Raw genomic sequence first — 13683 nt, forward strand, 5'->3', positions numbered from 1 at the left:
GGCGGGGGCGGGTGAGGCGGTGTGAGGCGGGGTGGCCGGACGCCGGAGCCCGGCCACCCCCGGGCTCACCCGTCCAGCGCCGGGTAGTCGGTGTAGCCCCGCTCGTCGCCGCCGTAGAAGGTGGCCCGGTCCGGGGTGTTGAAGGGGCCGCCCGCCCGGAGCCGGCGGGGCAGGTCGGGGTTGGCGAGGAAGAGGGCACCGTAGGACAGCATGTCGGCGGTGCCGTCCTCGATCAGCGTCAGCTCCTCGGGCCCGGAAGGGCGGCCCACGGTCCGGGCGTTGAGGATCAGCACCCCGCTGAACCGCTTGCGCAGCTCCAGGGTCAGCGCGCGGTCCGCGCTCTCGGTGAGGTGCAGATAGGCCGGGCCGATCTCCTCCAGGGCGCGTACCAGGGCGAGGTAGGTCGGGTCCGGGTCGGGCTCGTCGATGTCGCCGAGCGGATTGCCGGGGGAGATGCGCAGACCGGTACGGTCCGCGCCGATCGCGTCGGCCACCGCCCGGACCAGCTCGACCGCGAACCGGCCCCGGCCCTCGTGGTCGCCGCCCCAGGCGTCGGTGCGGAGGTTGGAGTTGGGCGCCAGGAACTGGTGGACGAGGTAGCCGTTGGCGCCGTGCACCTCGACCCCGTCGAACCCGGCCCGGATCGCGTTGCGCGCGGCGGCCACGTGGTCGGCGATGGTCCGGCGGATACCGTCCTCGTCCAGCGCGACCGGGACCACGTACTCCCGCGGGCCGTCGGCGGTGTAGATCCGGCCCTGGGGGGCGACCGGGGAGGCGCTGACCGGCACCAGCCCGTGCGGTGACACGGACGGGTGGCCGATCCGCCCGGTGTGCATCAGCTGGGCGAAGATCCGGCCGCCGGCGGTGTGCACGGCGTCGGTGACCTTGCGCCAGGCGGCGACCTGCTCCGCGCTGTGCAGCCCGGGGGTGTCCGGGTAGCCCTGCCCGGCGGGCGACGGTTGGGTGCCCTCGGTGATGATCAGCCCGGCGGACGCGCGCTGCCCGTAGTACGCCACGGCCGCCTCGGTCGGGCTGAGCCCCGGCCCGTACGCCCGGCTGCGGGTCATCGGCGCCATGACGATCCGGTTGGCCAGGCGCAGGCCCGCCAGGTCGATGGGGTCGAACGCGGTGGTCACAGCGCCCTCCAGGCTCGGCGTCCGGCCGGCCCCGAGCGGTCGGCCGCGCCCACCGTAACCCGGCAACCGCCCCTGGATTGTTGACGGTTCATGAACTCCGCCGCAGCGGGAAAACCCGCCCGGGCCCCACCCGGTCCTCGCCGGCCCGGCCCTGGCCCGTCCTCCTGGAACCCCGAGGTCGCGGCCCCCCGCGCCCGCGAATCGGATTTGCAGGACCACCCCGGCAGCCGTGTAAAGTACCCCAAGTCGCCGGGCCACGGCCCGACGGACGCGGGGCTGTAGCTCAGTTGGTAGAGCGCTTGCATGGCATGCAAGAGGTCCGGGGTTCAATTCCCCGTAGCTCCACGAAGGCGATGGGCGAGGTGTGTCTGCGGATCGCGCAGACCGCCTCGCCTTCGTCGTTTCTGCGCGGGCTCCGCCGGCGCAGAGCGAGGGCTTCGCCACCCGCACCCCCCGGGGGTCGGGCAGGGTGGGCCCGGGGGTTCGCGCACCCCTCGGTCGGGCGGGGCGGGCCCCGGGTGGGGGCGGCGGGCATGCGCGGGGGGACGGACGCTGGTTTCATGGGGCTCGGCGTGCCTGGACCCGTCTGCCGCGAGCAGCCCGAGCAGGGAGTACGAACCGTGAGTACACCGTCGAGCACCCTCATTCGCCCGCAGTTCAGGACCATCGACGGCTTGTCCGTCCGGTTCGCCGAGGGCGGGCAGGGCCGCCAGGACGCCATTTTGCTGAGCCCGTGGCCGGAGAGCGTGCTGGCGTTCGAACAGGTGTGGGCCCAGTTGGGTGATCAGGCGCACCTGATCGCCGTCGACCCGCCCGGCTTCGGGCAGTCGGAGCGGCGCGACGAGCTGATGAATCCGCAGGCGATGGGTGACTTCATCATCCGGGTCGCCGATGCCTTCGGGCTGGAGAACCCGCACCTCGTCGGCCCCGACATCGGCACTTCCTCGACCCTGTTCGCCGCGGCCGCGCAGCCGGGCCGCTTCCGCAGCCTGTTCATCGGCAGTGGCGGCGCCGCGGTCCCGCTCCAGCTGGCCGGAGTGCTGAAGGAGTGGGTCGAGGCCCCGGACGTGGAGCCGTACCGGCGGATGGACGGGCGCGACATCGTCAGCGCGGCGCTCAGCACCATCGAGGGCTACACGCCGTCGCCGGAGATCCGCGAGGACTACCTCTCCTCCTACGAGGGCGACCGCTTCCTGCACACGTTGCCCTACGCCCGTGCCTACCCCGACCAGCTGCCGGTGCTGGCCGAGCTGCTCCCGGGCATCGAGACCCCGGTGAGCATCGTCCAGGGCCGCGGCGACCAGGTCGTGCCGTCGGCGAACGCCGAATTCCTGCACTCGCGGCTGCCGCACAGCCGGGTCGACCTCATCGACGGCGCGGGCCACTTCTGCTGGGAGGAGAAGCCGGACGCCTACGCGGCGCTTGTCACGGCCTGGTGGAACCAGGGTTACACCGAGGTGTGACAGCCCGGCCCGCTCCGGCGCCGGCCCGGCCCAGCGGCCCCAGCGGCCCCAGCGGCCCCAGCGGCCCGAGCGGAACTCCCGGCGGGACTTTCAGCAGGACTCCTCCGCGCGGCACGCCTCGCCGTTGAGGGCCTGCTGCAGCATGCCGTGCAGCGCCTCGCGCTGCTCCGGCCCGAGAGCCGCCAGTACCTCGTTCTCCGCCGCGGCGATGGCGAATTCCGCCCTGGCGAGTCGCTCGATGCCCGCTTCGGTCAGCTCCACGATGTGCCGTCGGCGGTCCTCGGGGGAGCGCCGGCGCTCGATCAGGCCGTCGGCCTCCAGATCGTTGAGCAGACCGACGACATTCGTCCCGTCCATGTCCAGCGTCTTGGCCAGGACCTGTTGAGCGCTGCCGCCGCGCTCCCGCAGCACCGTCATGGCGACGAAGTGCCGGGTCCGCAGTCCCAGGGGGGCCAGCAGGGACTCCGAGCGCAGCCGGATGCGGCGTGCCAGGAACTCCAGCAGCGCGCCGGAGAGGTGAACCGGCTGGTTGAGGACGGGCAAGGGGTCCATACCGGCAGTCTACCCACGCGGGTCCTATTTATAGGTGTGCTATATATGGTTTGCGTTGCACAAACTAATAGCGAAGGGTTAACGACATGTCCCATCTGCTGCACATCGACTCGAGCATTCAGGGCGACCGCTCCGTCAGCCGCCGGCTCACCGCCCGCGCCGCCGAGGTCTGGCGCGCCGCGCATCCCGGCGGCACCGTGACGTACCGCGACCTCGGGCAGCACCCGCTGCCGCACCTGGACGCCGACGGCGGCCTGGCCAGGGTCACGCCGCGTGACCAGCACACTCCCGCGCAAGCTGCGTCCTGGGCGCTGACCGAGGAGCTGGTCGGCGAGATCAAGGAGGCCGATGTCGTGCTGCTGGGCCTGCCGCTCTACAACTACGGCGCCCCCAGCAGCATCAAGACCTGGATCGACCACCTCATGGCGCCGGGCCTCGCCTACGACCGGGAGAACCAGACGGGGCTGCTGGCCGGTCGCGATCTGGTGGTCATCGCCACCCGGGGCGGCGGTTATGGCGCCGGCACGCCGCGTGAGGGCTGGGACCACGCGGAGGCGTGGCTGCCGCACGGCTTGTCCATCACCGGCCTGGAGCCGCGCTTCATCACCGCCGAGCTGACCCTTGCCAAGGTGACTCCCGCCATGGCCGGCCTTATCCCGCTGGCCGAGCAGAGCCTGGCCCAGGCCGAGGTCGCCGTGGACGCCCTCTGGCCGGCCGCGGCCCCGGCGGTCTGACGCTTCCTTCCCGACGTCCGGGGCCCGCGGTGAACGCCGCGGGCCCCGCGTACGTATGGTGTACGGCCTTGTCCGCGCAGCCTGTTGGCGTGGGCGGAGCGCTGCTAGCGTCGATCGCGATGGACGGGAAGCGGAACGTTGGAGTCCGCAAGGGACTTGAAACGTCAGGGGGTTGGGGATGCGAGGCGGGGCGGTGCGGCATGCCCGGAAATGTGCGGAACTGACAGTTCCTTGACCTGCTCTTGGGGAAAACATGCCCCTGACATGAACTGATCAGCGAAAGAGTATCGCTCTGCGGTACCAGCCGTACGCATAGCGGCAATCGCGGCGACACCGCATCATGCTGCAACTCGCTTCGCATGGGGGTTTCATGAGATTTGAGCGCAAGAGAGCCCGCGCAGGACTGGTGGCAACGGCGGTGCTGCCATTGGTCGCCGGCGCCCTCGTCCTGGGTGCGCAGTCCGCCACGGCCGATCAGCCGCAAGGACGCCAACTCCTCAACGGCACCAAGCCCCAGTGGGCAACCGCCAAGGCCGACAAGGGTTCCACCGCCGACGCCAGCAAGGTGACCGTCCGGGTCTACCTCGCCGGCAAGGACGCGAAGGGGCTGGCCGCGTACGCGCAGGCGGTCTCGGACCCGACCTCCGCCTCCTACGGGCACTACTTGACGCCGGCTCAGACCGACCAGCGTTTCGGTGCCACCAAGGCCCAGATATCCGGGGTCACCAGCTGGCTGACCTCCAACGGCCTGAAGGTGACCGGCACCAACAAGCGCTACCTCACCGCCACGGGTGATGTGTCGGCCGCCGAGAAGGCGTTCGGCACGCAGCTGCACAACTACACCAAGGCCGGGCACACCTACCGCGCCCCGACCGGCACCGCGTCCGCGCCCACCTCGCTCCAGGGCGCCGTCCTGACCGTCACCGGCCTGGACAACGCACCCAAGCGGGCCTCGCACGACGACACGCTGCCTCCCCCGGAGCCGGCCTTCGTCAACTCGGGCCCGTTCTCCTCGTACTACGGCTCCAACACCGACAAGAAGCTTCCCTCCGCGTACGGCAGCAAGGCCCCGTACACGATCAAGGGATACACCGGTGAGCAGCTGCGCGCCGCCTACGGCGCCGGCAAGTACACCGGAAAGGGCGTCACCGTCGCGATCACCGACGCGTACGCCTCGCCGAACATCGCCAGCGACAGCGCGAAGCTGGCGAAGGACACCGGCGGCCAGAAGTACCGCAAGGGCCAGCTCAGCCAGGTGGTGCCGACCGACGACGGCTACAACAGCGTCGAGGACTGCGACGCGTCCGGCTGGTACGGCGAGGAGTCGCTCGACGTCGAGTCCGTGCACGCGGTCGCGCCGGACGCGGACATCGTCTACGTGGGCGCAGCTTCCTGCAACGACGACGACCTGCTCGGCTCGCTGGCCACCGTGGTGGACGGCCGGCTGGCCACCATCGTCACCAACTCGTGGGGTGACGTGGAGGCCAACGAGACCTCCGACGTAGCCGCCGCCTACGACCAGGTCTTCGAACAGGGCGCGGTCGAGGGCATCGGCTTCTACTTCTCCTCCGGTGACGACGGCGACGACGTCATCGACGAGGGCGTGACGGACATCAACACCCCGGCGAACTCGCCGTGGGTCACCTCCGTCGGCGGTACCTCGCTCGCCGTGGGCAAGAACGACAAGTACCTGTGGGAGACCGGGTGGGGCACCGAGCGGGCCCCGCTGTCCGCGGACGGCAAGACCTGGACCGGCTTCCCCGGCCCGTTCACCTCGGGCGCGGGCGGCGGCACCAGCCGGGCGTACGCGCAGCCCTTCTACCAGAAGGGCGTGGTGCCGGACTCGCTGGCGCTGGCCAACGGCGGCACCACCAAGATGCGGGTCGAGCCGGACATCGCGGCGGTCGCCGACCCGAACACCGGCTTCCTCGTCGGTGAGACGATGACCTTCCCGGACGGAACCGTGAAGTACAACGAGTACCGCCTCGGCGGCACGTCGCTGGCCTCCCCGGTCACCGCCGGCGTCCAGGCCCTCGCCGAGCAGGCCCGCGGCGGCGTCCCGATCGGGTTCGCCAACCCGGGTATCTACGACAAGTACGGCACGGCGGCCTACCACGACGTGACCGACCACCCGCTGGGCCAGGGCCAGGGCATCGCGAACGTCCGGGTGGACTTCGCCAACGCCACCGACGCCTCGGACGGCCTGATCACCTCGCTGCGTACCTTCGGGGTGGACAGCACGCTGCACGCCACCGTCGGCTACGACAACGTGACCGGCGTCGGCTCGCCGGGCAAGGACTATGTCTCGTCCTACAAGCCGAAGAAGTCGCACTGACCATCGGCGCGGCACCTCGCGGGCGGCCGGCCGGCCGCACCTGAGGAATCACGAGTCCGGCCACCGGGACACCGGTGGCCGGACTCGGCCCTTCCCCGCCCGGGCCTGCCCCGGTTCACATCCGCAGCAGCGCCCGCAAGGCCGCGATCTCGGCGGCGAGGCCCGCTTCGCCCTCCTCGGTGATCCGCACCCAGGTGCGCGGCCTGCGGCCCTCGTGCCCCTTGCGTACGGTGACCAGTCCGTGCCGGGCGAGGATCTCGATGTGCTGCCCGAGATTGCCGTCGGTGAGTTTCAACGTCGCTTTGAGATAGGGGAAGTCGGCCTCCCGGACCTCGGCGAGGACGGCCAGGACGCTGAGCCGGGTCCGTTGGTGGACGACCTCGTCCAAGGCGGTGTCCGCCGGATCGGCCGCGGCTTTCTCCTCGGCCCGGACCTCCTGGACCTCCCGGACCTCCCCGATCTTCTGGACCTCCGGCTTCACGCCGCGGCCCGCTTCTCCCGCCGCAGCGCGACCAGGCCGCCCACGAGCAGCAGCAGCCCCTCCAGGCCGGTGACGATCTTCGAGGCGCCGTCGAAGTACCCGGACTGCTGCTGGAACCAGCCCAGGGCGTTCGCCGCGCGGTACATCAGGTTGTCGAAGACGGCGAACGCCTCCAGTCCGCCGATCACCCCGAAGGCGACGGCGAAGGCACCCAGATACAGATTGCGCTGCCGGACGGCCAGGGCGACCAGGACCAGGCAGATGGTCGGCAACTGCACCGCCATCAGCGGCAGTACGAGCGCGAAGGCGGCCAGGACCGCCAGTGCCGCCCGCGCGTACGGCGAGTGTCCGCTGCCCACCCCGACCCTGAGCCGGCGCTGCCGGTACCACCAGGCGGCCAGCAGGAAGCCGACCGGCCCGGCGATCGACCAGTAGAGCAGGCTCACCAGCGAGAGGTCGCCGGCGAAGGGCGCGCTCCCCAGCGCCAGGGCGCCGAAGACGAGGAGCGGAACGGAGGACAGCCGCAGGTCACCGCGGGCCGCGGTGCGTATCCGGGCCAGCGCCGTCAAGGCGTCGTTCGATTCAGCGAATGCCATGGGCACCTCATCGGATCGGGTCTCTGCATCGTAGAGTGCTCTGTGTTGCAGAGCAAAGAGGCCGGCCTTCCTCGGTCGTCCGGCGGTGCGCCGCGGGCGACCCGCCGGACGACCTCGCCGCTGCCCCCCGCCGCCACGGGATCCTCCGTGCGGGGCCCGTGCCCGCTGCGGTAGCCTGACACCATGCGAGCCGTGAGCCTCCTGCTTAGCGAGCCGCGCTGACCGCGAACGACGTCAGTGCGGCACCCCTCCTGCGCGAGGGGCTTTTTTGTTTCTCCGGACGGCCCACCGGCGGCGCTGCCGTCACGACATCGATGGAGTACCGAGGACGATGAGCAACACCACCCCGACCGCCGAGACGGCTGCGCCCCACCGCTACACGGCCGCGCTGGCCGCGGAGATCGAGCACCGCTGGCAGGACCACTGGGACGAGCACGGCACCTTCGCCGCCCCCAACCCCGGCGGCGAACTGGACGGCGATCCCGCGCTGGCCGCCCGGCCCAAGAAATTCATCATGGACATGTTCCCGTACCCGTCGGGCGCGGGCCTGCATGTCGGCCACCCGCTGGGCTACATCGCCACCGACGTCTTCGCCCGCCATCAGCGGATGACCGGTCACAATGTGCTGCACACCCTGGGCTTCGACGCCTTCGGCCTGCCCGCCGAGCAGTACGCCGTGCAGACCGGCACCCACCCCCGGGCCTCCACCGAGGCCAACATCGTCACCATGACCGCGCAGCTGCGCCGGCTGGGTCTGGGCCACGACCGGCGCCGCTCCTTCGCCACCATCGACCCGGCGTACTACCGCTGGACGCAGTGGATCTTCCTGCAGATCTTCAACTCCTGGTACGACACCGAGGCCGACCGCGCCCGCCCGATCGAGGAGCTGGTCCGCCAGTTCGAGGACGGTGTCCGGCCGGCCCCCGGCGACAAGGCGTGGAGCGAGCTGACCGGCCCCGAGCGCGCCGAGGTGCTGAGCGGCTACCGGCTGGCGTACATGGCCGAGTCGCCCGTCAACTGGTCCCCGGGCCTGGGCACCGTACTGGCCAACGAGGAGGTCACCGCCGACGGCCGCTCCGAGCGCGGCAACTTCCCGGTCTTCAAGGCGAATCTGCGCCAGTGGAAGATGCGGATCACCGCGTACGCCGACCGGCTGGTCACCGATCTGGACGCGCTGGACTGGCCCGAGGCGATCAAGCAGCAGCAGCGCAACTGGATCGGCCGCAGCGAGGGCGCCCGGATCGACTTCCCGGTGCACGGCGGTGCCGGAGCGTCCGGCGACGCCGCTGAGCACGCCATCACCGTCTTCACCACCCGCCAGGACACCCTGTTCGGCGCCACGTACATGGTGCTGGCCCCGGAGCACGAACTGGTGGAGGCCATCGTCCCGGCCGCCTGGCCCGCGGGCACCCACGCCGTGTGGACCGGCGGGCACGCCACCCCCGCCGACGCGGTCGCGGCCTACCGCAAGCAGGCCGCGACCAAGTCCGACGTCGAGCGGCAGGCCGAGGCCAAGGACAAGACCGGCGTGTTCACCGGCGCCTTCGCCGTCAACCCGGTCAGCGGCGAGCCGGTCCCCGTCTTCATCGCCGACTACGTGCTGATGGGCTACGGCACCGGCGCGATCATGGCGGTGCCCGCCCACGACACCCGCGACTTCGCCTTCGCCCGCGCCTTCGAACTGCCGATGCGCTGCGTGGTGGAACCGACCGACGGGCGAGGCACCGACCCCGGCACCTGGGACGACGCCTTCACCTCGTACGACGGGAAGATCGTCGGCTCGGCCAATGACGAGATCTCCCTGGACGGCCTGAGCGTGGCCGATGCCAAGGCCGCCGTCACCGACTGGCTGACCGAGCGCGGCATCGGCGAAGGCACCGTCAACTACCGGCTGCGCGACTGGCTGTTCAGCCGCCAGCGGTACTGGGGCGAGCCCTTCCCGATCGTCTACGACGAGGAGGGCACCGCCCACGCGCTGCCCGACTCCATGCTGCCGGTCGAACTGCCCGAGGTGGACGACTACAGCCCCCGCACCTTCGACCCGGACGACGCGACCGCCTCCCCGGAGACCCCGCTGTCCCGCAACGAGGACTGGGTGACGGTCGAGCTGGACCTGGGCGACGGCCCGCGCACGTACCGGCGCGAGACCAACACCATGCCCAACTGGGCCGGTTCCTGCTGGTACGAACTGCGCTACCTGGACCCCTTCAACAGCGAGAAGCTGGTCTCCCCGGAGGCCGAGCAGTACTGGATGGGCCCGCGCGCCGGACAGCCGGCCGGCGGCGTCGACCTGTACGTCGGCGGCGCCGAGCACGCCGTACTGCACCTGCTGTACGCCCGCTTCTGGCACAAGGTGCTGTACGACCTGGGCCACATCTCGTCCTTCGAGCCGTTCCACAAGCTGTACAACCAGGGCATGATCCAGGCGTTCGTCTACCGGGACGCGCGCGGGATCGCCGTGCCGGCGGCCGAGGTGATCGAGAGCGGCGGCCGCTACATCCACATGCCGCCCGGCGGCACCGGCGAAGTCGTCACCCGGGTCCTGGGCAAGATGGGCAAGTCACTGAAGAACGCCGTCACCCCGGACGAGATCTGCGCGGAGTACGGCGCCGACACGCTGCGGCTGTACGAGATGGCGATGGGCCCGCTGGACGTGTCCCGGCCCTGGGACACCCGGGCGGTCGTCGGCCAGTACCGGCTGCTGCAGCGCCTGTGGCGCAACGTCGTCGACGAGGCGACCGGCGACGTCGCCGTGGTGGACACCGAGCCCGACGAGCAGACACTGCGCGCACTGCACAAGACCATCGACGGCGTGACCGCCGACCTGGCCGGCCTGCGCTTCAACACCGCGATCGCGAAGATCACCGAGCTGAACAACCATCTGACGCGCACCTCGGCCGGCGCGGTGCCGCGCTCGGTCGCCGAACCGCTGGTGCTGCTGATCGCACCGCTGGCCCCGCACATCGCGGAGGAGCTGTGGTCCCGGCTGGGCCACACGCAGTCGCTGGCGCACCACGCCTTCCCGGTGGCGGATCCGGCGCTGGCGCAGGACGAGTCGGTGACCTGCGTGGTACAGATCAAGGGCAAGGTCAAGGCCCGGCTGGAGGTCCCGCCGGGCATCTCCGACGCGGATCTGGAAGCAGCCGCACTGGCCGACCCGGATGTCACGCGGGCGCTGGGCGGTGCGGCGGTGCGCAAGGTGATCGTCCGGGCGCCGAAGCTGGTCAACATCGTGGTGTGACACCCGGGCGCACGATGATCCGCCGGCCGGGCGGGCGGCCCATCAGGCGGGCAGGCGGGCAGGCGGGCAGGTGGGCGGGCGGGGCTGCGGCGAGCGGCGTCGGCACGGGGTTCGACGGCCGGATCGTGCCGTCGTGGCCCCCTAGGGGCAGGTTCGGGGACCGCACAGGTCCGCGGGTCTGCCCCGTGCGGTTACCGTGGAGACAAGGCCCCGGCCCGGGCCCGCTGCCGTGCCCGTAGTGGAGGTTGCCCGTGGAGACCGCCGGTGTCGTCGTGCTCGTGCTCTTCCTGGTGTTCATGACGCTGGCCGTGGTGGCGACCGTGTCGGCCGTCCGGGCGGTCAAGCGCGGGGTCAGGCGGGGCACCGCCCAGGCCCGCCGGGTCATGGAGGACAGCAGACTGAAGGCCCGCCGGTACACGGTGCCCGGGCCGGCCGGCGAGCTGGCACGGCTCCGGCTCGCGCTGCGCGCCTCCATCGACAGCACCTACCACGCCCTGGCGACCGACCGCGGCGAGGACGCCTCGCTGACCGAGGCCGCCGCCCTGCTGGACCGGCTCAACGATCACGCGGGCGCGCTCGACCACGAACTGAAACTGCTGGAGCAGGAGCCCGACCGGGCCAGGATCGCCGCGCGCCTCCCGGACCTCGGCGAGCGGGCCGGCCGCATCACCCACGCGGCCGACGCCCTCCGCTGGGCCGCCCAGGACCGGGCGCGGCGCTTCGCGGACGACGACCTGGCGGCCCTGACCCGCGATGTCGACCTGGAGGCGGGCGCGCTGCGCCACTGGGCGCCGGTGGATCCGGCGGCGGAACCCGGGACGCAGCGGCTCGGTCGGCCCGGGCGACCGGGCGACGGCGGGGGACGGACGATGAAATGGGGGCCGGCGGGGGAGTAGGTCTCCGGCGCGGACACCGGCCGGTCGGTCGGCGAGGCGGTCCGTTCCGGCCGGGGGCGCGGCCTGTCCCGGCCGGTGCGAAATGGGGCAAGACCGGCGGTCAGGGGCACGCGAACGCCGAGCTCAACTGTCACCTCGACCCGCGCCCGGGTAACCTCCCGCTCATGTCCCCGCTTGTCGCCATCGTCACGGATTCCACGGCCTACCTGGCACCGGAGGCGCTGGCCCGGCACGGCATCGCGGTCGTGCCCCTCACGGTGGTGATCGGAGACGAAGCCCTCGAGGAGGGCACCGAGATCTCGGCGCCGGCCGTGGCGCACGCCCTGCGGCGGCGCCACCCGGTCACCACTTCGCGCCCGAGCCCGGCCGAATTCTCCGCCGCCTACCAGGCCGCCGCCGCGGCCGGCGCGGACGCGATCGTCTCGCTGCACCTGTCGGCGGACTTCTCCGGTACCTACGACGCCGCACTGGTGGCCGCGAAGCAGGCGCCGGTACCGGTCCGGGTGGTGGACACCGGCATGGTCGCGATGGCGCTGGGCTTCACGGTGCTGGCGGCGGCGCGCGCGGCCGAAGCGGGCGGCGCGGCCGACGAGGTGGTGGCGGCGGCCGAAAAACGGGCGGCGGACACCTCCGCGTACTTCTACGTCGACACACTCGACTACCTGCGGCGGGGCGGACGGATCGGCGCGGCCCAGGCGCTGTTCGGCTCGGCGCTGGCGGTGAAGCCGCTGCTGCGGCTGGCCGACGGGCGGATCGAGCTGCTGGAGAAGGTGCGTACGGCGTCCCGGGCGATCACCCGGCTGGAGGAGATCGTCGTCGGCCAGGCGGGGACCCGGCAGGTGGACCTCGCGGTGCACCACCTGGCGGCGGGAGAGCGGGCGGCGCTGCTGGCGGACCGGCTGCGGGAACGGGTGCCGGGGCTGGGTGAGCTGGTGGTGAGCGAGGTGGGCGCGGTGATCGGGGCGCATGCGGGGCCGGGGTTGCTGGGAGTAGTGGTCTCCCCGCACTGAGCCGGGTGCGGTCGGCGGCTGCACTGACCGGACTGGCCGCCTTGGGGGGACTGGCCGGACTGGCCGCCTTGGCCGGATTGGCCGGATTGGCCGGATCGGCCGGACTGAGCGCACACGGCTCGCGGGGCGCGTCGACTTCGCACCGTTCACTCGCACGAGTGAGCGAGTTATCCACAAAGGGGCGGTTGTCCACAGATTTCAGCGGTGATCGTTTTTGGCCGGGCGCGCGGTCCAGCATCGAGACATGGACTCGATGAGCAGGGTGGACCGGCCGGGCGGGCCGGGGTGGTCGGACGCGCCGAGCGGACTGAGCGGACTGAGCGGTCCGTGCGAGCCGGGTCGGTCCAGCGCGCTGAAGGGGCTGCACGGGCTCCGGCCGGTGCGGGCCGTCGGCAAGGCCGAAGCGGCGGCGCGCCTGCGGGAGCGGGCGGGCGCGCTATTCGGCGAGGCGCAGCGGGACGGCGAGGACGAGGCGGAGGGTGCGGGGGAGGGGGAGGCCCCGGCGGGGCCCGGGGCAGCCGTGTCGGCGGGCCCGGCGGTGCCCGGGGTGCGGGTTTTCCCGGGTGGGCGCGTCGGGCGGCTGCGCGAGTGGCTGTTCGTGCGGTGCGGGCTGGAATTCAAGACGGTGCTGGCGCTGGCCGTGGTCCTCGCGGTGGCGGCCGGCCTGGCCGTCCATCACTACTGGGTGGGCCGCCCGCGCACGGTGACCGTCCCGCCGCCGGCGGCTGTGTCCCTGTCCACCGCGTCCACCGCGTCGACCTCGTCCGCCTTTTCCACTCCGGCCGTGAAGCCGGCGGCGTCCCCGAAGCTCACCGTCGACGTCGCGGGACGGGTCGCCCGGCCCGGCTTACGCCGACTCCCCAAGGGCTCCCGCGTCGCTGACGCCCTGTCGGCGGCGGGCGGTGCCCTGCCGGGCACCGACACCACCCCGCTCAACCTCGCCCGCCCGCTGACCGACGGCGAACAGATCCTCGTTGGTGTCACTCCGGCGCCGGCCGCCGCGGCCCCTGCGGGTCCGGCCGATTCGGCCGACCTGGCCCCGGCCGCCCCGCTCAGCCTCAACTCCGCCACCGCCGCCCAACTCGACGCCCTGCCGGGAGTCGGTCCCGTCCTCGCCCAGCACATCCTCGCCTTCCGCACCCAGCACGGCGGCTTCACCTCCCCACAGCAGCTCCGCCAGATCCCCGGCATCGGACCCCGCAAGTACGCCACCCTCCAGCCGCTGGTCCACCCATCGAA

The 13683-nt window shown here is 72.2% G+C and carries 11 protein-coding genes and 1 tRNA gene; 8 read left to right on the forward strand and 4 right to left on the reverse strand.

All coding sequences use genetic code 11. The features are described from left to right. Positions 1-65: 65 nt before the first annotated feature. Positions 66-1136: an alkene reductase gene (locus GA0115240_RS33890; protein WP_161302642.1), complete on the reverse strand. Its 1071-nt coding sequence runs from the start codon at positions 1134-1136 to the stop codon at positions 66-68. A gap of 272 nt (positions 1137-1408) precedes the next feature. On the opposite strand from GA0115240_RS33890, the gene GA0115240_RS33895 reads away from it, so the two are divergent. Continuing rightward, positions 1409-1481, forward strand: a tRNA-Ala gene (locus GA0115240_RS33895). Between the two features lie 275 nt (positions 1482-1756). Further along, positions 1757-2599 carry an alpha/beta fold hydrolase gene (locus GA0115240_RS33900; protein WP_161302643.1) on the forward strand — a complete coding sequence of 281 codons (843 nt, stop codon included), beginning with the start codon at positions 1757-1759 and terminating at the stop codon, positions 2597-2599. A gap of 90 nt (positions 2600-2689) precedes the next feature. Here GA0115240_RS33900 and GA0115240_RS33905 read toward each other — a convergent pair whose 3' ends face one another. Further along, complete coding sequence (locus GA0115240_RS33905; protein WP_093742783.1) at positions 2690-3151, reverse strand: MarR family winged helix-turn-helix transcriptional regulator; 462 nt, start codon at positions 3149-3151, stop codon at positions 2690-2692. Between the two features lie 86 nt (positions 3152-3237). Here GA0115240_RS33905 and GA0115240_RS33910 point away from each other — a divergent pair, with 86 nt between their 5' ends. Continuing rightward, positions 3238-3885: an FMN-dependent NADH-azoreductase gene (locus GA0115240_RS33910; RefSeq protein WP_093742785.1), complete on the forward strand. Its 648-nt coding sequence runs from the start codon at positions 3238-3240 to the stop codon at positions 3883-3885. A 370-nt stretch (positions 3886-4255) separates the two neighbouring features. Further along, the gene (locus GA0115240_RS33915; protein WP_093742787.1) at positions 4256-6220 is read left to right on the forward strand and encodes a S53 family peptidase; all 1965 of its coding nucleotides are present in this window, start codon (positions 4256-4258) and stop codon (positions 6218-6220) included. 115 nt (positions 6221-6335) lie between these two features. Here the strand turns inward: GA0115240_RS33915 and GA0115240_RS33920 are convergent, their stop codons facing one another. Both GA0115240_RS33920 and GA0115240_RS33925 read right to left on the reverse strand, forming a co-directional pair. Then, the gene (locus tag GA0115240_RS33920; RefSeq protein ID WP_256070189.1) at positions 6336-6701 is read right to left on the reverse strand and encodes a winged helix-turn-helix domain-containing protein; all 366 of its coding nucleotides are present in this window, start codon (positions 6699-6701) and stop codon (positions 6336-6338) included. Next, a complete protein-coding gene (locus tag GA0115240_RS33925) occupies positions 6698-7297 on the reverse strand; it encodes a hypothetical protein (protein ID WP_093742790.1) in 600 nt (199 codons plus the stop codon). Before GA0115240_RS33925 ends, GA0115240_RS33920 begins: the two co-directional genes overlap by 4 nt. Before the next feature lie 331 nt (positions 7298-7628). On the opposite strand from GA0115240_RS33925, the gene leuS reads away from it, so the two are divergent. The 4 genes from leuS to GA0115240_RS37505 form a co-directional block, all read left to right on the forward strand. Continuing rightward, positions 7629-10538: a leucine--tRNA ligase gene (gene leuS, locus GA0115240_RS33930; RefSeq protein WP_093742792.1), complete on the forward strand. Its 2910-nt coding sequence runs from the start codon at positions 7629-7631 to the stop codon at positions 10536-10538. Positions 10539-10789: 251 nt separating this feature from the next. After that, positions 10790-11434, forward strand: a complete 645-nt coding sequence (locus GA0115240_RS33935; protein ID WP_176725250.1) for a hypothetical protein — start codon at positions 10790-10792, stop codon at positions 11432-11434. 164 nt (positions 11435-11598) lie between these two features. Beyond that, positions 11599-12444 (forward strand): DegV family protein, encoded by an 846-nt coding sequence (locus tag GA0115240_RS33940; protein WP_093742793.1) that lies wholly within the window; start codon positions 11599-11601, stop codon positions 12442-12444. A gap of 244 nt (positions 12445-12688) precedes the next feature. Then, positions 12689-13683: ComEA family DNA-binding protein (locus GA0115240_RS37505; protein WP_237555432.1), on the forward strand; the 995-nt coding region annotated here is incomplete at its 3' end.

The organism is Streptomyces sp. DvalAA-14, from assembly GCF_900091855.1.
Lineage (GTDB): Bacteria > Actinomycetota > Actinomycetes > Streptomycetales > Streptomycetaceae > Actinacidiphila.

What these genes read in the sequence shown, in the direction of transcription:
- GA0115240_RS33910 (WP_093742785.1), top strand. Translation starts at nt 3,238, where the DNA reads ATGTCCCATCTGCTGCACATCGACTCGAGCATTCAGGGCGACCGCTCC.
- GA0115240_RS33915 (WP_093742787.1), top strand. Translation starts at nt 4,256, where the DNA reads ATGAGATTTGAGCGCAAGAGAGCCCGCGCAGGACTGGTGGCAACGGCG.
- GA0115240_RS33905 (WP_093742783.1), bottom strand. Translation starts at nt 3,151, where the DNA reads ATGGACCCCTTGCCCGTCCTCAACCAGCCGGTTCACCTCTCCGGCGCG.
- GA0115240_RS33940 (WP_093742793.1), top strand. Translation starts at nt 11,599, where the DNA reads ATGTCCCCGCTTGTCGCCATCGTCACGGATTCCACGGCCTACCTGGCA.
- leuS (WP_093742792.1), top strand. Translation starts at nt 7,629, where the DNA reads ATGAGCAACACCACCCCGACCGCCGAGACGGCTGCGCCCCACCGCTAC.
- GA0115240_RS33925 (WP_093742790.1), bottom strand. Translation starts at nt 7,297, where the DNA reads ATGGCATTCGCTGAATCGAACGACGCCTTGACGGCGCTGGCCCGGATA.